This window comes from Bradyrhizobium sp. 1(2017) (assembly GCF_011602485.2).
GTDB lineage: Bacteria > Pseudomonadota > Alphaproteobacteria > Rhizobiales > Xanthobacteraceae > Bradyrhizobium.
The window spans coordinates 26,633-48,259 of sequence record NZ_CP050022.2 but is presented as its reverse complement, the minus strand read 5'-3'; the positions used below and the strand labels follow the sequence as shown (position 1 = coordinate 48,259).

General features: G+C 65.3%; 20 protein-coding genes. 3 read left to right on the top strand and 17 right to left on the bottom strand.

The window, feature by feature from the left end:
* Positions 1 to 217 precede the first annotated feature (217 nt).
* Positions 218 to 1,300: a DUF2336 domain-containing protein gene (locus HAP40_RS00205; RefSeq protein ID WP_166811864.1), complete on the top strand. Its 1,083-nt coding sequence runs from the start codon at positions 218 to 220 to the stop codon at positions 1,298 to 1,300.
* 22 nt (positions 1,301 to 1,322) lie between these two features.
* Here HAP40_RS00205 and trmB read toward each other — a convergent pair whose 3' ends face one another.
* From trmB to tsaB, 12 genes are all read right to left on the bottom strand, one after another.
* Positions 1,323 to 2,033: a tRNA (guanosine(46)-N7)-methyltransferase TrmB gene (gene trmB, locus HAP40_RS00200; protein ID WP_166811866.1), complete on the bottom strand. Its 711-nt coding sequence runs from the start codon at positions 2,031 to 2,033 to the stop codon at positions 1,323 to 1,325.
* Positions 2,030 to 3,187, bottom strand: coding sequence for a M20 family metallopeptidase (locus HAP40_RS00195; protein WP_166811868.1), 1,158 nt, complete (start codon positions 3,185 to 3,187; stop codon positions 2,030 to 2,032). The genes trmB and HAP40_RS00195 overlap by 4 nt, the downstream gene beginning before the upstream one ends.
* 87 nt (positions 3,188 to 3,274) lie before the next feature.
* The gene (locus tag HAP40_RS00190) at positions 3,275 to 3,688 is read right to left on the bottom strand and encodes a helix-turn-helix domain-containing protein (protein WP_018319423.1); all 414 of its coding nucleotides are present in this window, start codon (positions 3,686 to 3,688) and stop codon (positions 3,275 to 3,277) included.
* A gap of 209 nt (positions 3,689 to 3,897) precedes the next feature.
* Positions 3,898 to 5,511: an apolipoprotein N-acyltransferase gene (gene lnt, locus HAP40_RS00185; RefSeq protein WP_166811870.1), complete on the bottom strand. Its 1,614-nt coding sequence runs from the start codon at positions 5,509 to 5,511 to the stop codon at positions 3,898 to 3,900.
* Positions 5,508 to 6,626 carry a hemolysin family protein gene (locus tag HAP40_RS00180; RefSeq protein WP_166811872.1) on the bottom strand — a complete coding sequence of 373 codons (1,119 nt, stop codon included), beginning with the start codon at positions 6,624 to 6,626 and terminating at the stop codon, positions 5,508 to 5,510. The genes lnt and HAP40_RS00180 overlap by 4 nt, the downstream gene beginning before the upstream one ends.
* Before the next feature lies 1 nt (position 6,627).
* Positions 6,628 to 7,137 (bottom strand): rRNA maturation RNase YbeY, encoded by a 510-nt coding sequence (gene ybeY, locus HAP40_RS00175; RefSeq protein WP_166811874.1) that lies wholly within the window; start codon positions 7,135 to 7,137, stop codon positions 6,628 to 6,630.
* 60 nt (positions 7,138 to 7,197) lie between these two features.
* A complete protein-coding gene (locus tag HAP40_RS00170) occupies positions 7,198 to 8,193 on the bottom strand; it encodes a PhoH family protein (RefSeq protein WP_208024840.1) in 996 nt (331 codons plus the stop codon).
* A 64-nt stretch (positions 8,194 to 8,257) separates the two neighbouring features.
* Positions 8,258 to 9,652 carry a tRNA (N6-isopentenyl adenosine(37)-C2)-methylthiotransferase MiaB gene (gene miaB, locus HAP40_RS00165; RefSeq protein WP_166811878.1) on the bottom strand — a complete coding sequence of 465 codons (1,395 nt, stop codon included), beginning with the start codon at positions 9,650 to 9,652 and terminating at the stop codon, positions 8,258 to 8,260.
* Positions 9,653 to 9,844: 192 nt separating this feature from the next.
* Positions 9,845 to 10,525 (bottom strand): HAD family hydrolase, encoded by a 681-nt coding sequence (locus HAP40_RS00160; RefSeq protein WP_166811880.1) that lies wholly within the window; start codon positions 10,523 to 10,525, stop codon positions 9,845 to 9,847.
* 79 nt (positions 10,526 to 10,604) lie between these two features.
* Entirely contained in the window at positions 10,605 to 11,060 is a 456-nt protein-coding gene (locus HAP40_RS00155; protein ID WP_011083619.1) for a Fur family transcriptional regulator, read from the bottom strand.
* Positions 11,061 to 11,100: 40 nt separating this feature from the next.
* The gene (gene rimI / locus HAP40_RS00150; protein WP_166811881.1) at positions 11,101 to 11,586 is read right to left on the bottom strand and encodes a ribosomal protein S18-alanine N-acetyltransferase; all 486 of its coding nucleotides are present in this window, start codon (positions 11,584 to 11,586) and stop codon (positions 11,101 to 11,103) included.
* Positions 11,583 to 12,275: a tRNA (adenosine(37)-N6)-threonylcarbamoyltransferase complex dimerization subunit type 1 TsaB gene (gene tsaB / locus HAP40_RS00145; RefSeq protein WP_166811883.1), complete on the bottom strand. Its 693-nt coding sequence runs from the start codon at positions 12,273 to 12,275 to the stop codon at positions 11,583 to 11,585. Before tsaB ends, rimI begins: the two co-directional genes overlap by 4 nt.
* A 297-nt stretch (positions 12,276 to 12,572) precedes the next feature.
* On the opposite strand from tsaB, the gene HAP40_RS00140 reads away from it, so the two are divergent.
* A complete protein-coding gene (locus HAP40_RS00140) occupies positions 12,573 to 14,258 on the top strand; it encodes a methyl-accepting chemotaxis protein (protein ID WP_166811885.1) in 1,686 nt (561 codons plus the stop codon).
* 106 nt (positions 14,259 to 14,364) lie between these two features.
* Here HAP40_RS00140 and HAP40_RS00135 read toward each other — a convergent pair whose 3' ends face one another.
* The 4 genes from HAP40_RS00135 to murJ all read right to left on the bottom strand — a co-directional run bounded on the left by HAP40_RS00135 (position 14,365) and on the right by murJ (position 18,503).
* Entirely contained in the window at positions 14,365 to 14,934 is a 570-nt protein-coding gene (locus HAP40_RS00135; RefSeq protein ID WP_166811887.1) for a NifU family protein, read from the bottom strand.
* 301 nt (positions 14,935 to 15,235) lie between these two features.
* Positions 15,236 to 15,730 (bottom strand): universal stress protein, encoded by a 495-nt coding sequence (locus tag HAP40_RS00130; protein WP_166811889.1) that lies wholly within the window; start codon positions 15,728 to 15,730, stop codon positions 15,236 to 15,238.
* A gap of 109 nt (positions 15,731 to 15,839) precedes the next feature.
* Entirely contained in the window at positions 15,840 to 16,892 is a 1,053-nt protein-coding gene (gene trpS, locus HAP40_RS00125; protein WP_166811891.1) for a tryptophan--tRNA ligase, read from the bottom strand.
* Between the two features lie 78 nt (positions 16,893 to 16,970).
* Positions 16,971 to 18,503 carry a murein biosynthesis integral membrane protein MurJ gene (murJ, locus tag HAP40_RS00120; RefSeq protein WP_166811893.1) on the bottom strand — a complete coding sequence of 511 codons (1,533 nt, stop codon included), beginning with the start codon at positions 18,501 to 18,503 and terminating at the stop codon, positions 16,971 to 16,973.
* Between the two features lie 125 nt (positions 18,504 to 18,628).
* Between murJ and HAP40_RS00115 the strand changes: the two genes are divergently transcribed.
* Positions 18,629 to 19,630 carry an adenosine kinase gene (locus HAP40_RS00115; RefSeq protein WP_166811895.1) on the top strand — a complete coding sequence of 334 codons (1,002 nt, stop codon included), beginning with the start codon at positions 18,629 to 18,631 and terminating at the stop codon, positions 19,628 to 19,630.
* Between the two features lie 209 nt (positions 19,631 to 19,839).
* On the opposite strand, the gene HAP40_RS00110 is transcribed toward HAP40_RS00115, so the two are convergent.
* Positions 19,840 to 21,534, bottom strand: a complete 1,695-nt coding sequence (locus HAP40_RS00110) for an AMP-binding protein (RefSeq protein WP_166811897.1) — start codon at positions 21,532 to 21,534, stop codon at positions 19,840 to 19,842.
* Between the last annotated feature and the right edge of the window lie 93 nt (positions 21,535 to 21,627).

Below are 21,627 nucleotides of genomic sequence, written 5' to 3'. Positions count from 1 at the left end.
TCTCACTACGCGGATCGTATGAGAAGATGAATTGGCGCTGATATAGCCCTTTCCCCCCTCCCGGACAAGGCCCATTGCAGGGCCGAGGCGGCTTTTTGCGCCCTTCGGACGGCCCGCCGCGCAACGCTTCCTTCATCAAGCAGGCCTAGATTCCCTGATTGTGGGGCGGCTTGAGCTACGGCGCGCCCACGGCGTGCCAGATTTCGAGTTGCGTTTCATGACCGTTGCCACGTCGCTCATTCCTGGACTGGACGATATCGTCAAGCGCGGCGACCCCAGGCGTCGTGGCGAGATCGCGCGCGCCATTTCCCAGCTGTTCTTCCAGGACGCCGACAAACTCCGCCCCGAGCTCATCGATCTCTTCGACAATCTCCTGATCGATCTCGTCCCGCATGCCGAGCTCGCCTCGCGCGTCGATCTCGCCGAGCGCTTCTCGCGCCTGAACAACGCGCCGCCGCATCTGGTGAACCAGCTCGCGCGCGAAAACGAGATCATGGTGGCCGGGCCCGTGCTGCGCCGCTCGCCCGTGCTCGACGAGGTCGCCTTGGTCGAGATCGCGCGGCTGAAGGGTCAGGAGCATTTGCTGGCGATGACGGAGCGCCCGGCGCTGTCAGCCATCGTCACCGACGTGCTGGTCGAGCGCGGTGACCGCGACGTGGTGCGTCGCGCCGCAGGCAATGCCGGTGCGGTGTTCTCGCCCGGCAGCTACTCCGAATTGGTCAAGCGCGCCGCGCAGGACGGCGTGCTGACGCTCAAGATCGGCCAGCGCAACGATCTCTCGGGCGATCACCTGAAGGAGCTTCTCAACGGCACGCTCGACGTCATCCGCCGCCGCCTTTCCAGCGTGGTCAATCCCGCGCGCCAGGTCGAGATCAAGCGCGCCATGGCCGCCATAGAGGAGGCCTCTCTGCCGCCGGGGCCGCGCCGCGATTTCTCGGGCGCACAGTGCACGGTGCTGGGTTTGCATCGGGAAGGTCATCTCGGCGAAAGCGCGCTGCTCGGTTTCGCCAAGGCGCACAAATACGAGGAATCGATCGCCTCGCTCTCGGCGATGGCCGGCGTCCGCCTCTCGATCCTCGATCGCCTGATTTCCGGCGATCGCTACGATCCGATTCTGATCCTGGGTCGCGCGCTCAATCTCGGCTGGCCCACGGTGCGCGCGCTGATCCTGCTCTGGTATGGCTCGCACCGCACGCCGGCCGATGCCGACATCGAAGCCGCGCGCGCGAACTTCACGCGGCTGATGCCCGCGACCGCCGAACGCGTCGTGACGTTCTGGCGCAACCGGCAGACCATTTGAGATCGTCGCCGCGGAATGACGACTACACCCGCCTGAATCGCAAGTAGGCCGCCTTGCGTCCCTCGCGGGCGGCCTTCCGGCCGTAGCGCGTCATGGTGTAGCCCGCCCAGGGCTGCCGGAAATCGTCGGCGCGCTCTGCGAGCCATCTGAAGTCCGAAGAGCGCGCAAGATGCGACAGCGTCCAGGCGCAGTAATCGTCGATGTCACAGACGAAGCGGAATTCGCCCCCAGGCTTGAGCACGCGCGCCATTGCGGCAATGGTCCTGTCCTGCACGAAGCGCCGTTTCCAATGCCGCCGCTTCGGCCAGGGATCGGGATGGATCAGGTCGATCCGCGACAGCGAGGCCTTCGGCAGCCAGGCCAGCAGCTCGGCGGCATCGCCCGCGAACAGGCGGATGTTGCCGATATTGGCCGCCTCGATCTGCGCGAGGATCTTTGCCATGCCGTTGACATAGGGCTCGCAGCCGATGAAGCCGGTCGTGGCGAAATTTTGCGCCTCGGCTGCGAGATGCTCGCCGCCTCCGAACCCGATCTCGAGCCGTACCTCGCTCGCCGCGGGGTCGAAGATCTCGCTTGCATCCGCCGGCGCCTCGCCGTCGATGTCCAGCGCAAGATGCGGCAGCAACTGCTCGATCAGCCCCGCCTGGTGCTGCCTGAGCTTGTGACCCTTGCGCCGCCCGAAGAAGGCGCGCTCGCTGTCATCGCGCTCGGGGTCTGACTTGCGCTCGCTCATCGCAGCGCCTGGTACAGGCGATGGAGCAGGCGCGCGCGCGGCGCGAGCGACGAGACGTAGAGCTGCTCATAATGGGTGTGTGCGCCCTTGCCGTCGACGCCGAGCCCGTCGAGCGTCGCGGTGTGCGCGGCGGTGAAATTGCCGTCCGAGCCGCCGCCGGTGTGGGTGTCGATCAGCTCGAAGCCGATCTCGGTGGCCAGCGCCTTCGCATGCTCGTAGAGCGAGGCGCCTGCATTGCCCTTCTCGTAAGGCGGCCGATTGAGCCCGCCCGTGACCTTGACGGTGACGCCGTCGGTCTTCGATGTGAGCGAGAGGATCTTGCCGACGAACTCGTCGGCATCCTCGAGGCTTACGACGCGCAGGTCGACTTCGGCATAGGCCTCTTCCGGCGTCACGTTGGGGCGCGTGCCGCCGCGCGCCACGCCGACATTGACGGTGACCCCGCGTGTCAGGTCGTTCATTGCTTCCAGCGCCAAAATCACGTTGGCGAGCTCGCGAACGGCGCTGCGGCCGTCTTGCGGCCGGGAGCCGGCATGTGCGGGCACGCCCTTGATGAAGACCTTGAAGCGCCCGACGCCCTTGCGGGCCGTCACGATCCTGCCGCCGTCGCGCGCCGGCTCCGTCACCAGCACGTATTTGGCCTTGCGCCCTTCCTGCTCGATCAGCGCGCGCGAGGTCGGGCTGCCGATCTCCTCGTCGGACGTGAACATGTGGGTGATGCCGAGCGGCGACCGATCGCCGCTCGCGCAGAGCGCGCGAAAGGCATGATGAGCGATATAGGCGCCGCCCTTCATGTCGTAGATGCCGGGACCGAACGCGCTGTCGCCCTCGACCTTGAACGGCAGGCGCGCGATGAAGCCCATGGGATGGACGGTATCGAGGTGGCTCAGCACCAGGATGCCCGGCTTGTCCTGGCCCCATGTCGAACGCGCCAGCAGGTGATCGCCGCAGCCATCGACGCCGGCGACGCGCTCGAGTGCGACGGGGAGATCGCGGCATTGCTCCGCGACCAGCGAGATCAGCTTGTTGACCTGCTCAGGCGCTTCCGTCGGCGTCTCGATCTCGACCCATCTGCGGATGCCGTCGAGAATGGTTTGGGTATCGAACCAATTGGAGCTGGCCATGAACGCATCTATGCCCTTGAATCGCATCATCGGACGCGGCGCGCATCGAGGCACGGCCGCAAATGACGACATAGGCCAGATTTAGCGCAGTCTCAAATCGCCATCGAGGTGGGCGCGTCAGCGCTTGTCAGGGCCTTCGCGGGCGGCGATCTGCTCGACGAGATCGACGATGGAGCGGCGCATCTTGGAATCGGTGATTCGGGTGAACGCCTTGGTCAAGGCGAGTCCCTCTGATGTCGCAAGGAAATCCGAGACGTAAGAGGGCGAGGCGCCTTCGCTGAAGCCATCCGGACCCGGCACACCGCTCGGTCCGCCCTCGAACAGAAACGACACGGGTACCTGGAGAATTTCGGCAATCTGCTGGATGCGGCTCGCACCGACCCGGTTGGTGCCCTTCTCGTATTTCTGGATTTGCTGGAAAGTCAGGCCCAAAGCTTCACCGAGCTTTTCCTGGCTCATGCCCAACATGATGCGGCGCATACGCACGCGACTGCCGACATATTTGTCAACAGGGTTGGGCGCTTTCGACATTTCCTCAGCCCTCCAAACATCACCTTCGGCGCAATCCTGGAGAATGCCTCGGGTGCCAGCATCGTCAAATCAAACCCTCTTATTGGGAAACATTGCGGAGAAATTTAGCAATGCCCACTGTCTTTTGCAGCGGGCGCAGAATGGGGAGCCCGCCTGCAGTCTGTCAACAGTGGGACTACGGTTGTCAAAGGATTCCAGCCACGGCGCGATCAGGGGCGCCGCTTGGCGACACGCCGGCGGACGGCCACAATCACGGCGAGTGCGACGAGCATGAGTGCCGGGACATCACCGACGCGCGCATAGACAGTCGGCGGGATCGCGGCCGGCAGACTTGCATCCAAAATGCCTTCGATTCCGAGACCGAGGCTGGCGATGGTGCGGCCCATCGGATCGATCACTGCGGAGATGCCGGTATTGGCGGAGCGCACCAGCGGCAAGCCGAGCTCGATCGCACGCATCCGCGACTGCTCCAGATGCTGATAGGGGCCGGTCGAGATGCCGAACCAGCCGTCATTGGTGAGGTTTACGATCCAGCCCGGACGCTCGTTGCGTCCAGCCAGTTCACCCGGAAAGATGGCTTCGTAACAGATCAGCGGCAGCGCGGGCGGTGCACTGGCGACCGGCAGCGCATGCCGCACGGTGCCAGCAATGAAGCCGCCGCGCATGCGCGTCAGTTGCTCGAAACCGAGCTTCTCCATCAACCCCTGGTAGGGAAGAAATTCTCCGAACGGCACCAAATGCAGCTTGTCATACACAGCGACCACGCTGCCGTCGTGATCGATCACATAGATCGAATTATAGGCGCGCGTGATCGGCGTGCCCCGCGGCAGGTCAGGCGCGCGGACCGACCCCGTGATCAGAACCGTGCCCTTCGGCAGAAGGTCGGCGATCTGAGCCATCGCGTCGGCTTCGCGGGTGAGGAAGAACGGAAAGGCGGATTCCGGCCAGATCAGGATGGTGGCATCGCGCACGCCGGTCGATTGCGGACCCGAGGCGCGATCGGACAGCGCCAGATATTTCTTCATCACCTCCGCCTTGGCGGCGTAGTTGAATTTCACGTCCTGCTGGAGGTTCGGCTGCATCAGGCGCAGCTTGGCGCCTGATACCATCGTGGTCGGATGCAGCGACAGGCGGATCGCGCCGAACACGCCCATGACGATCAGCAGCGCAATCGCCGCGGCGGGCGCGCGCCATTGCAGGCGGCGATCGGGCGCGCGGTCGATCAGCGTCGCGGGGCTTGCGAAGATCGCGACCGTCAGGAACGTCATGCCCCACAGGCCGATCAACGATGCCGTCTGCGCCAGCGGCAGCGGCTCGGACAGCGCGTAGCCGAACGCATTCCAGGGAAAGCCGGTCAGCACATGGCCGCGCAGCCATTCGCTGATGGTGAGGCTAGCCGCGAGCGCCAGCACGCGCGTGGCGTTCTTGGTCCAGAGCAGGCGTGCGAGTGCAAAGCCGATCGCGGTGAAGATGGAAAGATAGGCCGGCAGCCCGAGTACGGCAAACGGCGTCAGCCAGGCGAACACGTCGGCATCGACGAAGAAGGCGTAGCCGATCCAATACAGGCCTGGCACGAAATATCCGAGCCCGAACCAGTAGCCGGTCAGGGCCGCGGCAGGAACGCCGCCATAGCGTCCGGCGCCGGTACCGTCGATCAGCCAGACCAGCACAGGGAAGGTGACGAACAGCACCGGGAAGAGGTTGAACGGCGCCAGCGCCAGCACCGACAGCGCCCCGGCCGCCATGGCGATGACGGCGCGCTTCCAGCCCCAGGTGAGGATGATGGCAAGCGCGATCTGCCGAAGTCGCTGGAGTGCGCTCACTGCGGGCCGGTCCCGTCGCTCGGCGGCGGGGTGGGCGTGTCACTGGCCTGCGGCTGACCGCTCTCCGGCGTAGCTTCGCGTCGCCGGCTCTCGCGCTGGGTGCGCGGCGCGGGTCGTTCCTTCCGCGTCGAGATACGTAGCCGCTTGACGCGGCGCGGGTCGGCATCGAGCACCTCGACCTCGTACGTGCCGGGGCCCGAGATCAACTCGCCGCGGACCGGCAGGCGTCCGACGAAGCTGACGAGATAGCCGCCCAGCGTCTCTACCTCCTCGCCGGCCTCGCCGGTGACGAAATCCTCGCCGATCACCGAACGGACGTCGTCGAGGCTGGCGCGGGCGTCGGCGATGAAGGCGTTGTCGGGCAGGCGCACGATCGAGGGCGGCTCGTCGCTGTCGTGCTCGTCGTCGATCTCGCCGACGATCTGCTCGACGATGTCCTCGAGCGAGACCAGCCCGTCGCTGCCGCCATATTCGTCGACCACCAGTGCAAGGTGGATGCGCGTGGCCTGCATCTGGGCGAGCAGGTCGATCGCCCGCATCGACGGTGGCACGTAAAGCAGCTTGCGGATGATGCGCGCGTCCTCGAGCGGCAGCGCGAGATCGACGGCGCGCAGATCGAGCCCGGCCGGCAGCGGCTTCTTGCGCTTGGTCTTGGCGGCATCCGACACGCGCGCGCGCGCGGTCATGAAGGCGAGCAGGTCGCGAATGTGGACGATGCCGACGGGATCGTCGAGCGTTTCGTTGTAGACGACCAGCCGCGAATGGCCGGCGCTCTCGAAGCGGTCCATCAGTTCGCCCAGCGGGATGTCGCGCTTCACTGCGACGATGTCGGCGCGATGGACCATGACGTCGGCGATGCGGCGCTCGTGCAGGCCGAGGATGTTGCGCAGCATGGTGCGCTCGACCGCGGAGAAGCCGGTGTCGTCGGGCGTCGACGCGTCGAGCACGACCTGGAGGTCGTCGCGCACCGATCCCGCCTTCCAGCCGAACAGCGTGCGGATGGCGCGCAGCAGCCAGCCTTCCGCGGTCGGGCGCATCACCTCACCCTGGGCCACGACGGCGGGCAGATTGCGCGTGTTGCGCGGGTTGTCCTGGATTGGGTCGGAATCCGGCATCTCAGTTCGTCCCCGGGCGGTCTGCATAGGGATCGGGGATGCCGAGATGCGCCAGGATCTCGGTCTCCAGCGCTTCCATCTCCTCGGCGTCGGCGTCGTTCTCGTGGTCGTAACCGATCAGATGCAGGAAGCCGTGCACGGCGAGATGGCTCAGATGATGCTCGAACGGCTTGTGTTCCTCGTCCGCCTCGCGCCGCATGGTCTCGTAGGCGATCGCGATGTCACCGAGCATGCGCGGCGCATCGCCTTCCTTCCACTCGCCTTCAGGCTGCAGCGCGGGAAACGACAGCACGTTGGTCGGCTTGTCGATGCCGCGCCAGTTGCTGTTGAGGGTGCGGATGCCGGCATCATCGGTCAGCATCACGGCCACTTCTGCCTCGGCAACGTCTTCGTCGACATTCTCGGCGGCGGCCGCAACCGCGCGCTGGATCACGGCTTCGGAATCGGGCTCGCTCTGCCAGCAATCGGCGACGACGAGGACCTCGGTCATGGGAAAGTTCGAATGTGACATCTTGTTTGTTCGGAACGAAGGGCGCCGTATCCGCGCCCGTAGGGTCCGGTTGTTGTCCCGTCAGGATTTATCGGCGGCCGGCCGCTGCGGCGAACCTTCGTAGGCGGCGACGATCCGCGCCACGAGCTCGTGGCGGATCACGTCCTCGGCTTTGAAATGAACTTGGGCAATTCCCTCGACGCCGCCCAGGAGGCGGGTCGCTTCCGCCAGACCCGAGGTCTGACCGTTCGGCAGGTCGATCTGCGAGGGATCTCCTGTCACGATCATGCGGCTGTTCTCGCCGAGACGGGTCAGGAACATCTTCATCTGCATCGACGTGGTGTTCTGCGCCTCGTCCAGGATGATGGCGGCGTTGGTGAGCGTGCGGCCGCGCATGAAGGCGAGGGGCGCGATCTCGATCTCGCCGGTCTGGAGCGCGCGCTCGACGATCCGCGCGTCCATGAGATCGTAGAGCGCGTCGTAGATCGGACGCAGATAGGGATCGACCTTCTCGCGGAGATCGCCGGGCAGGAAGCCGAGCCGCTCGCCGGCCTCCACCGCCGGACGCGACAGGATGATCTTGTCGACCTCCTTGCGCTCGAACAGCTGCGCGGCATGCGCGACTGCGAGCCAGGTCTTGCCGGTGCCGGCGGGGCCGATGCCGAACACCAGCTCATGGCGTTTCAGCGCGCGGATGTAGGAATCCTGCGCGGCCGTGCGCGCGCGCACCGGGCGCTTGCGCAAATTGATGCTGTCGAAGGTCGATTTGGCCGATTTGGCGTCGAACTCGAACAGCGAGCCCTGCGCGATCACGGCGCGGATCGCGCCCTCGACCTCGCCCTGGTCGAGATCCTGTCCCTTCACGGCCTGCGCGTAGAGCATCTCCAGCACGCGGCGTGCGGCGTCGCAGCCGTCGCGCGTGCCGCCGATGGTGATGTGATTGCCCTTGGAGTCCACGACCACGCCGAGCCGCCGCTCGATCTGCGCGAGATGCTGGCCGTAGGGGCCGACCAGCGCGGAAGCGGCACGGTTGTCGTCGAAGTCGATGACGACCTGGGTCTCGGGCGGAACTTGCATGTCGCGGTCAAATTTGCGGCTGGGAGCGAACGAAGACGAATCCGATGCGCTTTTTGGCAAGGGTTCAGGCTCCAGTGGCTTGCGATAAAGCGGGCTCGCGCGCATTGCGCGGCGTCACGAGCTCGCCGAGAAAGCTGTAGCGCTCGAGGCTGTCGATCCGGACCGGCAGGATTTGTCCGATGATGTCGGGCGAAGCCATCACATGAGCTGGCTGGAGGTAAGCGGTGCGGCCGACGATCTGGCCCTCCTTGCGGGCCGGACGCTCGAACAGCACATCGACCGTTGCGCCAATCGCAGCCTTGTTGAAGGCCGATTGCTGGCTGTCGATCAGTTCCTGGAGCCGCTCCAATCGCTGGTCCATCTCGGCGGGGGACACCGTCTCCTGCATGTCCGCGGCCGGCGTTCCCGGCCGGGCGGAATATTTGAACGAATAAGCCGCAGCGTAGCCGATTTGCGTGACAAGCGCGAGGGTCGCGAGAAAATCTTGCTCGCTCTCGCCGGGGAAGCCGACGATAAAATCTGATGAAAAAGCAATGTCTTGGCGCGCGGCGCGGAAACGATCGACGACCCGCCGATAATCATCGGCGGTATGTTTGCGGTTCATGGCAGCCAAAATCCGGTCCGCGCCCGACTGCACCGGCAGGTGCACGAATGGCATCAGGGCATCGAGATCGCGGTGAGCTTCGATCAAGCTGTCATCGACGTCGCGGGGGTGGCTGGTCGAATAGCGCAGCCGCGCGATGCCGGGGATCGTCGCCAGATATTCCAGCAGCTTGCCGAGCGGCCAGCTTGTCCCGTCCGGGCCGTCGCCATGATAGGCGTTGACGTTCTGCCCGATCAGCGTGAGCTCGCGCACGCCGTTGTCGGCGAGCCGCTTCACGTCGTCGACGATCTTCGCCACCGGGCGCGAGACTTCCGACCCCCGCGTATAGGGCACCACGCAGAAGGTGCAGAACTTGTCGCAGCCTTCCTGCACCGTGACGAAGGCGGAAATGCCGCGCGCGCGGATCGCGTCGGGCCTGGGCTGGGCCAGAAAGCCGAACTTGTCCTGAGCGGGAAATTCAGTCTCGATCGCGCGGCCTTCGTCGCCGGCGCGCTTCAACAGCGCGGGCAGGTGGTGATAGCTCTGCGGTCCGACCACGACGTCGACGACGGGCGCACGCCGCACGATCTCCTCACCCTCGGCCTGCGCCACGCAGCCCGCGACCGCGATTTGCATCGCGCGGCCCGCGCGCGCGGCCTCGTCCTTGGCGACGCGTAAGCGCCCGAGCTCGGAATAGACCTTTTCCGAGGCCTTCTCGCGGATATGGCAGGTGTTGAGGATGACGAGGTCGGCTTCCTCGGCGCTGGCCGTCTCCACGAATCCTTCCGGGGCCAGCGTGTCCACCATGCGCTGCGCATCGTAGACATTCATCTGGCAGCCATATGATTTGATGTGCAGCTTGCGCGGCGGCGTCATGGAACCCGAAAATGGAGGTGGAGGACGGCCCTCAAATATAGGCTGGAGAGGCGAAAATCCAGCGAAGGGGGCACTTTTGGCCGTCATTCCGGGGCGCGCGTCAGCGCGAACCCGGAATCCAGAGGTTTTGGCGTGAAATTCCGGGTTCTCGCGCGTCGCGCGTGCCCCGGAATGATGGCAAGAGGGCGAGAATCAGCCCGCCAGGGCGGCTGCCTCGCTTCGCCGGACCAGCTCCGGCAGTTGCCGCATATCGTCGAACGTCAGATTGGCTCCCGCGGCCCGCAGCCTTTCGGCGTGACCCGGCGGGCAGTGGCCGCCGCCATGAAAGCCCAGCACGGTCATCCCGGCGGCGTGCGCGCCCGTCACGCCGGGGACGCTGTCCTCGATCACCAGGCATCGTTCCGGCGCGACCTTCATCTGCGCGGCGGCAAACAGGAATAGGTCGGGCGCCGGTTTGCCGCGTGCGACCTGGCTTGCGGAAAAGATGTTCGGGGCGAGCAGGTCGTAGAGCCCGGCGCATGTCAGGCCGTGATGGATCTTGTCCGGTGTGCCGCTCGAGGCCACGCATTTGGGCAGATCGATCGCGGCGATTGCTGCGGCCACATGCGTGATCGGCTGCAGATCGCTCGCGTAGAATTGCAGCGTCGCCGCATTGACCTGCTGCTCGAGGTCATCCGGGAGGCTGCGGCCGATTTCCTGCTCGACCATCCGCCGCGCGTCTTTCTCGGATACACCAAGAAAGCGCACCAGCACCTGCTCCGACGTGATCGGATAGCCGTGCCGCGTCAGCACATCGGCATGCGCACGACAGGAGATCACCTCGCTGTCAACGAGCACGCCGTCGCAATCGAAGATGATGAGGTCGACGGGCACTAAGGCATGATCCGGAAAAGTGTGGAGCGGCTTTCCCGCGCGACAAGCGCGGACGGCGTTTGCGCGGAGATCATGCCACTTAAGACGTCGGCTTGTCGTCGTCGAGCGGGACGCAATAGAGCTCGAGCCGGTGATCGACCAGCTTGTAGCCAAGCTTGCGGGCGATCTCCGCCTGGAGCTTCTCGATCTCCTCGGAGGTGAACTCGATCACCTTGCCGTCGCGCAGGTTGATGAGGTGGTCGTGATGGCTGTCGCGCATCGTCTCGTAGCGCGCGCGGCCCTCGCGGAAATCATGGCGCTCGATGATGCCGGCATCCTCGAACAGTTTCACGGTGCGATACACGGTCGAGATCGAGATCTTGTCGTCGACGGCGACGCAGCGGCGATACAGCTCCTCGACGTCGGGGTGATCGACCGCCTCCGCCAGCACGCGGGCAATGACGCGGCGCTGCTCGGTCATGCGCATGCCCGTGGCGGCACAGCGCGCCTCGATGCCGGACGCCTTGGATGCGGAAGAGGGTTTCAGTGCGGTCATAGGATGATCTGCCTGGCGGAGGCGCTTTCTGGCACCGATGTTACGACAAGTCACGTCGCATCAGAAGAGCGTTCAATTGTTCCCCGTCGGGCTGCTTATAGTAGCGTTCGCGGCGCCCGACCACCAAGAATCCGGCCCGATCGTACAGCCGCCGCGCCGGCTGGTTATTTTCTTCGACTTCGAGAAAGATTGTGCGCACGCCGCGCCCCGCGAGATGGCCGAGATGGGTCATCAGCAGCGTGCCGGAGAGGCCGCGGCCGCGATGGCTCGGGTCGACCGCGACCGAGAGGATTTCCGCCTCGTCCGCGCCGATCCGCGACACCGCAAAGCCGATCGTCTTGCGGCCGAGACGCAGGCGATGCACCAGCGTGTTGCGTTCGCTGATCATGCTCTCGAACTCGCCTTCGCCCCAGCCGCGGGCGAAGGAGGCGCCGTGAAGCTGTGCCAGCCGCGGGGCATCGCGCGCGGACGCGGGCTCGACGGCGGCGGTGCCGCCGCGCCACCATTGCGACAGCCATCTCATCATGAGCTTGCGGCTTGTGCGAGCGGCGGCAGTGCGGCCGGCTTTGCGTCAGGCGCCTTCAGATAAAACGGCCGTGCCGGCGTGGTGTCGGGATTGGCGGCCGCGCCGAGCCACGCGACCCAGGCGATGTCGGGTGCGGCTTGCGCATCGACTGCGATGGGCTGCGGTGCATCCTTCGGCCAGCGCTCGGCGAGGATGTTCGCGGCATTTCCGACCAGATGCGGCGCGCCGAACTGCGAGGCCGCGATCGCCTCGTCGATGCTGGCGACTTTCGGTCGCACCAGCTGGCTGCCGTCGCCGGCGACGATCTGGAAATAGACGTGGTCGTGCCGCGCGTCGATCGCGGAGATCACGGGCGCCGACCGGCTCTGGCCAACGATGGTGGCAGCGTAGGCCGACAAGGTGGTCAGGCCGACGGCGGGCTTGCCGGCTGCGAGCGCGAGGCCGCGCGCCGCTGAAATGCCGACGCGCAGGCCGGTGAAGCTTCCGGGACCGACGGTGACAGCGATGCGGTCGAGCGCGGTGAAGCCGAGCTCTGCCGACCCCATCACCCGCGCGATCAGCGGCATCAAGGCTTCGGCGTGCCCGCGCTTCATCGGCAGCGATTCCAGCGCGCGCAGCTCGGCGGTTTCGGTGTCCAGCACGGCCGCCGAGCAGGCGTCGAGCGCAGTATCGATGGCAAGGATCAGCATCGAATCAGCTTAGTCGGTCGGGCCGCCGTCGAACCAGAGCAAGTTTGATTTCTCGACAAGCGCACGATCAGCCCCGTGATTCTACGTGGACGCGAAGACGGCAAGATTTTCGCGCCCCATTTTTGAAGCAAATGCATCGATTTGCAACCTTAGGGATGGCTAAGTATTTGAAATATTGGCATTTTAAATAATCATTAGCAAACCAATGACACGGTTCGCGCCAGTCAACGGCGACTCCGACCGGGCACTTTGGCAGATCAAGCCAAGCCGGCGTCGGTCATTTGGAAAGGTTCATTGATGTCTTTTTGGCGAAGCGGTTCTTCGGCACGAGAGGCCGTGGCTCAGGTCATTGCGCTAGGCAAGTCGCAGGCGGTCATCGAATTCAATCTCGACGGCACCATCATCACGGCCAACCAGAATTTCCTCGATGTGATGGGCTATCGGCTCGACGAGATCGCGGGCAAGCACCACAACCTGTTCGTTGCGCCCGAAGAGCGGGGCAGCGCCGACTATCGCGAGTTCTGGGCCCGGCTGGGCCGCGGCGAATATCAGTCCGCCGAGTATAAGCGGCTTGGCAAGGCCGGCCGCGAGATTTGGATCCAGGCGTCCTACAATCCGATCGTCAACGACGCCGGCAAGACCGTGAAGGTCGTCAAATTCGCCACCGACATCACGGCGCGCAAGTTGCGCAGCCTCGAGGATGCCGGGAAGATCTCCGCGATCGGCCGGGCGCAGGCGGTGATCGAATTCAATCTCGACGGCACCATCATCACCGCCAACGAGAACTTCCTGAGCGCGGTGGGCTACCGGCTCGACGAGATCGAGGGCCGGCATCACAGCATCTTCGTCGGCGCCGGCGAGCGCGATGGCGCGGCCTATCGCGAATTCTGGGCGAGGCTCGCGCGCGGCGAATTCCGGTCCGGCGAGTACAAGCGCTTTGGCAAAGGCGGCAAGGAGGTCTGGATCCTCGCGTCCTACAATCCGATTCTCGACGATGCCGGCAAGCCATTCAAGGTGGTGAAGTTCGCCACCGACGTCAGCGCGCAGAAGCTGTCGAACGCGAATTTTGCCGGGCAGATCGAGGCGATCGGCAAGTCGCAGGCCGTGATCGAGTTCAGCATGGACGGCAAGGTCCTGACCGCCAACGAGAACTTTCTCGGCGCGCTCGGCTACACGTTGTCCGAGATCGTCGGCAAGCACCACAGCATGTTCGTGAGCAATGAGGAGCGCGATGGCGATGCCTATCGCGCCTTCTGGGCTAGGCTGAACGCCGGTGAATTCCAGTCCGGCGAATATCAACGCGTCGGCAAGGGCGGACGGCAGGTCTTCATTCAGGCGTCCTACAATCCGATCCGCGATCTCAACGGCCAACCGTTCAAGGTCGTGAAATACGCATCCGATACCACCGCCCAGGTGATCGCGCGCAAGCGCAGCGAGACGGTGCGCGACATGATGGAAACGGTCGCGGCCGGCGCCGAGGAGCTGAACGCGTCGGTGCGCGAGATCGCGGAGGCGATGGCGCGCTCGCGCGAGACCGCATCAACCGCGGTCGATCGCGTCGAGGCGGCGGATCAGCAGGCGCACCGTCTGACGCGGGCGGCGGAGTCGATGAGCATGATCGTGCAGCTCATCGGAAATATCACCGGGCAGATCAACCTGCTGGCGCTGAATGCCACCATCGAATCCGCGCGGGCAGGCGAGGCCGGTCGCGGCTTCGCGGTGGTGGCGTCGGAGGTGAAGAATCTCGCCAATCAGGCCAAGCAGGCCGCCGACCGGATCGAGCAGGAGATCGGCAATCTCAACGGCATCTCGGTCGACGTCGTCGGCGCGCTGGATGCAATCAAGAGCGCGATCCAGGGCGTTAGCGAGTACGTGTCCTCAACGGCAGCGGCCGTCGAGGAGCAGAGCACCGTCACCAGCGAGATGTCGGCCAACATGCGCAAGGCCGCGCAGGAGGCCGCGAGCATTGGGCAAGCGGCGTAGCGAGATCTCGTAGGGTGGGCACAGGCGCGCTTGCGCCGTGTCCACCTCCTTTATCTCATGGCAGAGAAGGTGGGCACGCTCCGCTTTGCCCACCCTGCGGCACCTTTTACATCGGCCGGACTTCGACCACATCAGGCACGAAATGCTTGAGCAGGTTCTGGATGCCGTGCTGAAGCGTCGCGGTCGATGACGGGCAGCCGGAGCAGGCGCCCTTCATGTTGAGATAGACGATGCCGTCCTTGAAGCCGCGGAAGGTGATGTCGCCGCCGTCATTGGCGACCGCCGGCCGCACCCGGGTCTCGATCAGGTCCTTGATCATGTCGACCGTCTCGGCATCCGCCTCGTCGAAGAACTCGTTCTCGTCGTCGAGGTCGACATCGCTGCTGGCCGTGCCGTCGGCGAGCAGCGGCGCGCCGGACATGTAATGCTCCATGATCGCACCGAGGATCGCGGGCTTGAGCTGCTGCCATTCACCGTTCGCCTTGGTGACGGTGATGAAATCCGATCCGTAGAACACGCCGGTGACGCCGGGCACGTCGAACAGCTTTTCGGCCAGCGGCGAGCGCGTGGCGGCTTCGCGGCTCGAAAATTCCATCGGGCTGCCGTCGACCACGACGCGGCCGGGAATGAACTTCAGCGTGGAGGGATTGGGGGTGGCTTCGGTTTGAATGAACATGGTTTTCTCCAGACGTCGCCGGTTCAAGGCCGGCGCGTTGTCCTATCCACTAGCAGATGGCGACGGGGAACGCACGATCAAGGGGTGAGGCGGGTGTTTCGTTGTTATATCAGCGGGTTAGGTTCGCTCTTACCCTCCCCTGGAGGGGGGAGGGTCGATCGCGCGCAGCGCGAGCGGGGTGGGGTGATCTTTCAACACGGGCAGTGTTCAGCGCGGAGAGACCGTCACCCTACCCCGTCTCTCATCTTCGCTGCGCTCAGATGTGGGCCGACCCTTCCCCTCCAGGGGAGGGTAAGAGAGGCTACGACAGCGAATCCACGCTTTCGTCGCTCAGCGCGCCGGAAATGATGGTCACGGGGATCGGAAACGTCCCCACCGCATGTGCGAGCAGGGCGACCAGGGGTCCTGGCCCTTCCGCACCGGGATTGGCCGCCAGCACCAGCGTGGCGATGTCAGGGTCCTCGTCGATCACCCCCAGCAATTGTTCCATCGCTTCGCCTTCCCGGATCACGCGTTCCGGCGTGATCGCAGCGATGCCGTTGGCTCTCCCGGCGGCGCGGTCAAGCGCGGCCTCCGCCGCCTCCTGCGCCTCGGCGCGCATGATGTCGGCGACGCCAAGCCATTCCTGGCTCTGCTGCTCGGGCTCGATGATGCGCAGCATCACCACGCCGCCGCCGGCGCGGATCGCCCAGCGGCTGGCGTAATACACCGCGCGATCCCATTCGGCGGTGTCGTCAACGATGACGAGGCATTTGGGCTTGTGACCCGGCTCGAAGCAAAGTCGCTTGCTGGTCATGCATGTCCCGGCGTGTGCGCAACCGGCATGCTGCCACACTCGCTCCCGCTTTGGGAGAGGGGGCGTCGGCCGGCGTCGCAGCACCGGCCGAGTTTTCCTGATGCCACGATCAGCGCCGGCGGATGAAGCCGACGATGTCCTTCGAGAGCTTCATGGTCTCGTCGGCGATGGCGCGGGCCCGGTCGGCGCCATCGTTCAGGATGGTGTCGATGTGCCCGGGGTCGGCGACGAGGCGCTTCATCTCGCCGGCAATCGGCGCGAGCTTGGTAACGCACAGCTCCGCCAGCGCGTTCTTGAAGCTGGAGAACTGGCCGCCGCCGAAATCCCTGAGCACCTCGGCCTTGGAGCGGCCCGAGAGCGCGGCGAAGATGCCGACGAGATTGTCGGCTTCGGGACGGGCTTCAAGACCCTTTTCTTCCGTCGGCAGCGGCTCCGGATCGGTCTTCGCCTTGCGGATCTTCTGCGCGATGGTGTCGGCATCGTCGGTGAGGTTGATGCGCGAATTGTCGGACGCGTCCGACTTCGACATTTTCTTGGTGCCGTCACGCAAGCTCATCACGCGCGTCGCCGGGCCCGTGATCAGGGGTTCCGGCAGCGGGAAGAACAGGCCGTCATCGGCGCCTTGGGCGCGAATGGAATCGCCGAAATCGTTGTTGAATTTCTGCGCGATGTCGCGCGAGAGCTCGAGATGCTGCTTCTGGTCCTCTCCGACCGGCACGTGGGTGGCGCGGTACAGCAGGATGTCGGCCGCCATCAGCACGGGATAGTCGAACAGCCCGACCGATGCGTTCTCGCGGTCCTTGCCGGCCTTCTCCTTGAACTGGGTCATGCGGCCGAGCCAGCCCATGCGCGCGACGCAGTTGAAGATCCAGGCGAGCTCGGCATGGCCCGAGACCTGGCTCTGGTTGAACACGATGTGCTTCTTCGGATCGATGCCTGCCGCGATGAACGCCGCCGTCACCTCGCGGGTGCTGCGGCTGAGCACCGCCGGTCCGCCCCAGACGTCGACGCCTTGCGTGATCGCGTGCATGTCGACGACGCAATAGATGCAGTTGTGGGTTTCCTGCATCTTCACGAAGTTGACGATCGCGCCGAGATAATTGCCGAGATGCAGATTGCCCGTCGGCTGGACGCCCGAAAAGACCCGTTCAACGAATGGCATGGTCAGCTTTCCTGGAAGATATGGCCGTCGTTTCCAACAGCGGCGCTGCCCCGTCAAGGGTATTTCGCCGGGCGCGGCTCAGCCGGGCCGCTGCAACGCGTTAACCGCCTCGCGCCAGGAGGCCGCGCCGAGGATTTGCAGCAGCAGGCCGTAGACGGCGATCCCGGCCGCGATCTGCACACCCAGCGCGACGAATTTGATGAAGCCATGGCTCCCGGCAGGCACGAGGCCCGTGGTCAGCCAGAGCAGGGCGCCCATGCCGATCGCGGCCAGCACGATCCGCGGCAGCCGCTTGCGGGCGCTCGCGTCGGCCGAGAAGCCGAACGCGGCGGTGCCGTTGCGGAGCAGCGAGAGCGCGCTGCTCCAGGCGCCGGCCGCGATGCTCGCCGCGATCCCGCTCGCGCCAAGGAGATGGCCGAGCAGAACCGCGAGCACGACCGTCACCACGAAGCCCTTGGCGGTCGCGAGCAGCGGCGTCATCGTGTCGCTGCGGGCGTAGAAGGCAGGAGAAAGTGCCTTGATCAGCACATGCGCCGGCAGGCCAAGCGCCAGCCACATCAGCGCGTGCGCCGTTGCCGCGCTGTCCTGCGCGCCGAAGGCGCCATGCTCGAACAACAGCCGCACGATCGGCTCGGCCAGCACGATCAGGCCGAGCGTGGCCGGCAGCGCCAGCCCGGTCGCAAGCTCCAGCGCGCGGGATTCGGCATGCGCGACCGCATCGCGGTCGCCGCTCGCGACGGCACGGGTCAGCTCCGGCACCAGCACCGTACCCATCGCGACCCCGACGATGCCGAGCGGCAGCTCGATCAGGCGGTTGGCAAAATAGAGCCAGGACACCGCGGAGGGCGTCGCCGAGGCGATGATCGCCCCCGCCACCATCAGCCATTGCGGGCCCGAGCTTGCGATCATGCCGGGGATAGCCTTGGCAAAAAACGCCCGCATCTCCTGGTCGAGGCTGACGCGCAGCGGCGTCGCGAGGCGCGCGCTTCGTTGCGACAGCAGCATCAGCAATTGCAGCAGGCCGGCGATGCCGACGGTGGCGGCCAGCATCCACGCAGCGAGGGCCGCATCGGCGTCCCAGACGAGCAGCACCGCGATCGCGGCAATCAGCGCGATGTTGAAGAGCAGCGGCGAGAACGCGGTGAGGGCAAAGCGCCCTTGCGCGTTGAGCAGTCCCATCAGCACAGTGACGGGACCGGCGAACGCGAGATAAGGCAGCATCAGCCTTGCGTTGTCCACGGCGAGATCGAGGGTACTTCTGCCGAAAAATCCCGGCGCGATCACCATGATGATCAACGGCATGGCAAGGTCGATGCCGATCGAGATCGCGACCAGGGCCGCGCTGACCGTGCCGAGCACGCGTCCGGCGAAGGCCGCCGCGGCCGCCGCGCCATCGCGGTCACGGATCCGCAGCCAGGCCGGGATCAGCGCCGCATTCAGCGCCCCCTCGCTGAGCAGCCGGCGCACCACATTGACGAGCTGGAACGCCGCCAGGAACGCATCCGCCACCGCGCCGGTGCCGAGCAGCGCCGCGATCAGGGAATCGCGCGCAAAGCCCAGCAGCCGCGAGGCCAGCGTTCCCGTCGAGACGGTCAGGAAGGAGCGGATCATTGCGCCGACATAATACCGTTGCTTGCCCGCGAAGGGCTGGTCGTGATAGGCCGCGAGCCAGATTTCAGGCCGACAGGAAGCGGATTTTCGCAGGGATCGCAATCCGCCAAACAGGATCAAGGTGAATGGCTGACGTGAAATATGACGTTCTCGGCATCGGCAACGCGCTGTTCGACGTGCTGGTCAGGACCGACGAGGCCTTTCTGGCCAAGCATGGCATGGCCAAGGGCAGCATGTCCCTGATCGACGAGGCGCGGGCCGCGGCCATCTACAAGGACATGGGCCCGGCAACGGAGGTTTCGGGCGGCTCGGCCGCCAATACCATCGTCGGCATCGGCAGCCTGGGGGCACGCGCCGCCTATGTCGGCAAGGTCAAGGACGACCAGATCGGCAAGCTCTACGTCCACGACATCCGCGCCGCCGGCGTCGCCTTCAACACGCCCGCCGCGAAGGACGGCCCCGCCACCGGCTGCTCCTATATCCTGGTCACCGGCGACGGCGAGCGCACCATGAACACCTATCTCGGCGCGGCGCAGGATCTGTCGCCGGCCGACATCGACCCGGCCGAGATCGCCGCCGCCGGCATCGTCTATCTCGAGGGTTACCTCTGGGACCCCAAGAATGCCAAGGACGCGTTCGTCAAGGCGGCCAAGATCGCCCACGATGCCAAGCGCAAGGTGGCGCTGACGCTGTCGGATTCCTTCTGCGTCGACCGCTATCGCGACGAGTTCCTGGGGCTGATGCGCAACGGCACCGTCGACATCGTCTTCGCCAACGAGTCCGAGCTGCACTCGCTCTACATGACCTCGGATTTCGACACCGCGCTGAAGCAGCTGCGCAATGACGTCAAGCTCGGCGTCGTCACCCGCAGCGAGAAGGGCTGCGTGGTGGTGACGCCGACCGACGCAGTCGCAGCTCCGGCCTCGCCGATCGCGAAACTGGTGGACACCACCGGCGCCGGCGATCTGTTCGCCGCCGGCTTCCTGTACGGTCTTTCGCGCAACCTTGCGCACAAGCAGTGCGGCGAACTCGGCGCGCTCGCGGCCGCCGAAGTGATCCAGCACATCGGCGCCCGTCCCCAGGTGTCGCTGAAGGAGCTGGCCCAGCAGCGTGGGCTGACGGTTTGAGGCCGCACCTCTCTCCTCGCAATGACGATGTGGAGGCAGGCGTCTGCCTCACTCTCAACTGTCATCGCCCGGCCAGTGCGCAATTGCGCACCAGGACCGGGCGATCCAGCACTCCGAGACGTCAGTGATTCATCGAGAAGCTGCGGCGTACTGGATTCCCGGCCTTTGCGGGGAATGACAGTCGTCGTGTGGTGGAAGCACGCAGCCGCTCACGCCGTCTTCGCGGCCTTCAGCCCCAGCCGCTGCTCCACTTCCTCGCGCATCAGGAATTTCTGGATTTTTCCGGTGACGGTCATCGGGAATTCGTCGACGAATTCGACGTAGCGCGGGACCTTGTTGTGGGCGATCTGGCCGTCGCAGAAGGCGCGCACCTCCTCGGCCGTCAGCGTCTCGCCCGGCCGGACGCGAATCCAGGCGCAGAGCTCCTCGCCATAACGGGTGTCGGCGACGCCAAAAATCTGCACGTCCTGAATCTTGGGGTGACGGTACAAGAACTCCTCGATCTCGCGCGGATAGAGGTTTTCGCCGCCGCGGATCACCATGTCCTTGATGCGGCCGACAATGTTGCAATAACCCTCGTCGTCGATGGTGGCGAGGTCGCCGGTGTGCATCCAGCCATTCGCATCGAGCACGTCGGCGGTCCTCTCCGTCTCTTCCCAATAGCCCAGCATGATGCTGTAGCCGCGGGTGCACAGCTCGCCCCGTTCGCCGCGCTTGACGATCTTGCCTTCGAGATCGACGATCTTGACCTCGACATGCGGATGGATCCGTCCGACCGTGGAGACGCGCCGCTCCAGCGGATCGTCCACCGCGCTCTGGAAGCTGACGGGACTGGTCTCGGTCATGCCATAGGCGATCGTAACCTCCCGCATGTTCATGTCGCTGTTGACGCGCTTCATCACCTCGATCGGGCAGGGTGCCCCGGCCATGATGCCGGTCCGCAGCGACTTCAGGTCGAAGCTGGCGAATTCGGGGTGATCGAGCTCGGCGATGAACATCGTCGGCACGCCGTACAGCGCCGTGCACTTTTCCTGTTCGATCGTGCGCAGCGTCGTGAGGGGGTCGAAACCCTCGCCGGGATAAACCATTGCGGCGCCGAGCGTCACGGAGGCCAGGTTGCCCATGACCATGCCGAAGCAATGATAGAGCGGCACCGGAATGCAGATGCGGTCCTTCTCGGTGAGGCGCATCGCGCGGCCGACGAAATAGCCGTTGTTGAGGATGTTGTGATGGGTCAGCGTCACGCCCTTGGGCGATCCGGTCGTGCCGCTGGTGAACTGGATGTTGACGGGGTCGTCGAACTGAAGCTGCTGGCCGAGCGCGACCAGCTGCTGACGGTGCCGGTCGCCGCCCATACCCGCGATCTCTTCGAAAGCAATCGTGCCTGGCGCGGCCGGGCCGCCGATCTGGATGACGTTGCGAAGGGCGGGCAGCCGTGCTGCATGCAACTGCCCGGGCTTGGCGGCGGACAGCTCCGGCAACAACGTGTTGAGCATCTCCATGTAGTTGCTGGTCTTGAATGCCGTCGCGGTGACGATCGCCGCGCAGCCGACCTTGCGAAGCGCAAATTCCAGCTCGCTCAAGCGATAGGCCGGATTGATCGTCACCAGGATGTGGCCGGCCTTGGCGGCGGCGAACTGGGTCAGCGTCCATTCCGGCCGGTTCAGCGACCAGATGCCGATCCGCTGTCCCCGCTCGAGCCCGAGCGCGAGAAAGCCGGCGGCGAGCGCATCGACCCGTTCGGCGAATTCCGACCATGTCCATCTCACGCCGTGGCTGGGCGAGATCAGCGCCTCGCGGTTGCCCCAGCGCTGGGCGGCCTGGTCGAGACTCCGGCCGATGGTGTCGCCGAGCAATGGCGCGTCCGAGATGCCGCAAACGTAGCTGTCCGCTTTATCAGCCAAGTCGAAATCCTTTCGTCATGGAATGAGCAGCTTGATCCTTTTCGGCCGTCATGCCCGGGCTTGTCCCGGGCATCCACGTTCTTGGTGCCGCGA

Bases quoted from the DNA above. Each gene is read 5' to 3' on its own strand.
- murJ (WP_166811893.1), bottom strand. From the start codon at position 18,503: ATGATCCGCTCCTTCCTGACCGTCTCGACGGGAACGCTGGCCTCGCGG.
- rimI (WP_166811881.1), bottom strand. From the start codon at position 11,586: ATGATGAGATGGCTGTCGCAATGGTGGCGCGGCGGCACCGCCGCCGTC.
- HAP40_RS00135 (WP_166811887.1), bottom strand. From the start codon at position 14,934: ATGTTCATTCAAACCGAAGCCACCCCCAATCCCTCCACGCTGAAGTTC.
- HAP40_RS00190 (WP_018319423.1), bottom strand. From the start codon at position 3,688: ATGTCGAAAGCGCCCAACCCTGTTGACAAATATGTCGGCAGTCGCGTG.
- HAP40_RS00130 (WP_166811889.1), bottom strand. From the start codon at position 15,730: ATGACCAGCAAGCGACTTTGCTTCGAGCCGGGTCACAAGCCCAAATGC.
- HAP40_RS00155 (WP_011083619.1), bottom strand. From the start codon at position 11,060: ATGACCGCACTGAAACCCTCTTCCGCATCCAAGGCGTCCGGCATCGAG.
- trpS (WP_166811891.1), bottom strand. From the start codon at position 16,892: ATGCCATTCGTTGAACGGGTCTTTTCGGGCGTCCAGCCGACGGGCAAT.
- miaB (WP_166811878.1), bottom strand. From the start codon at position 9,652: ATGACGCCGCCGCGCAAGCTGCACATCAAATCATATGGCTGCCAGATG.
- HAP40_RS00195 (WP_166811868.1), bottom strand. From the start codon at position 3,187: ATGATGCGATTCAAGGGCATAGATGCGTTCATGGCCAGCTCCAATTGG.
- HAP40_RS00180 (WP_166811872.1), bottom strand. From the start codon at position 6,626: ATGCCGGATTCCGACCCAATCCAGGACAACCCGCGCAACACGCGCAAT.
- HAP40_RS00115 (WP_166811895.1), top strand. From the start codon at position 18,629: ATGGCTGACGTGAAATATGACGTTCTCGGCATCGGCAACGCGCTGTTC.
- HAP40_RS00170 (WP_208024840.1), bottom strand. From the start codon at position 8,193: ATGCAAGTTCCGCCCGAGACCCAGGTCGTCATCGACTTCGACGACAAC.
- trmB (WP_166811866.1), bottom strand. From the start codon at position 2,033: ATGAGCGAGCGCAAGTCAGACCCCGAGCGCGATGACAGCGAGCGCGCC.
- ybeY (WP_166811874.1), bottom strand. From the start codon at position 7,137: ATGTCACATTCGAACTTTCCCATGACCGAGGTCCTCGTCGTCGCCGAT.
- tsaB (WP_166811883.1), bottom strand. From the start codon at position 12,275: ATGCTGATCCTTGCCATCGATACTGCGCTCGACGCCTGCTCGGCGGCC.
- HAP40_RS00140 (WP_166811885.1), top strand. From the start codon at position 12,573: ATGTCTTTTTGGCGAAGCGGTTCTTCGGCACGAGAGGCCGTGGCTCAG.
- HAP40_RS00205 (WP_166811864.1), top strand. From the start codon at position 218: ATGACCGTTGCCACGTCGCTCATTCCTGGACTGGACGATATCGTCAAG.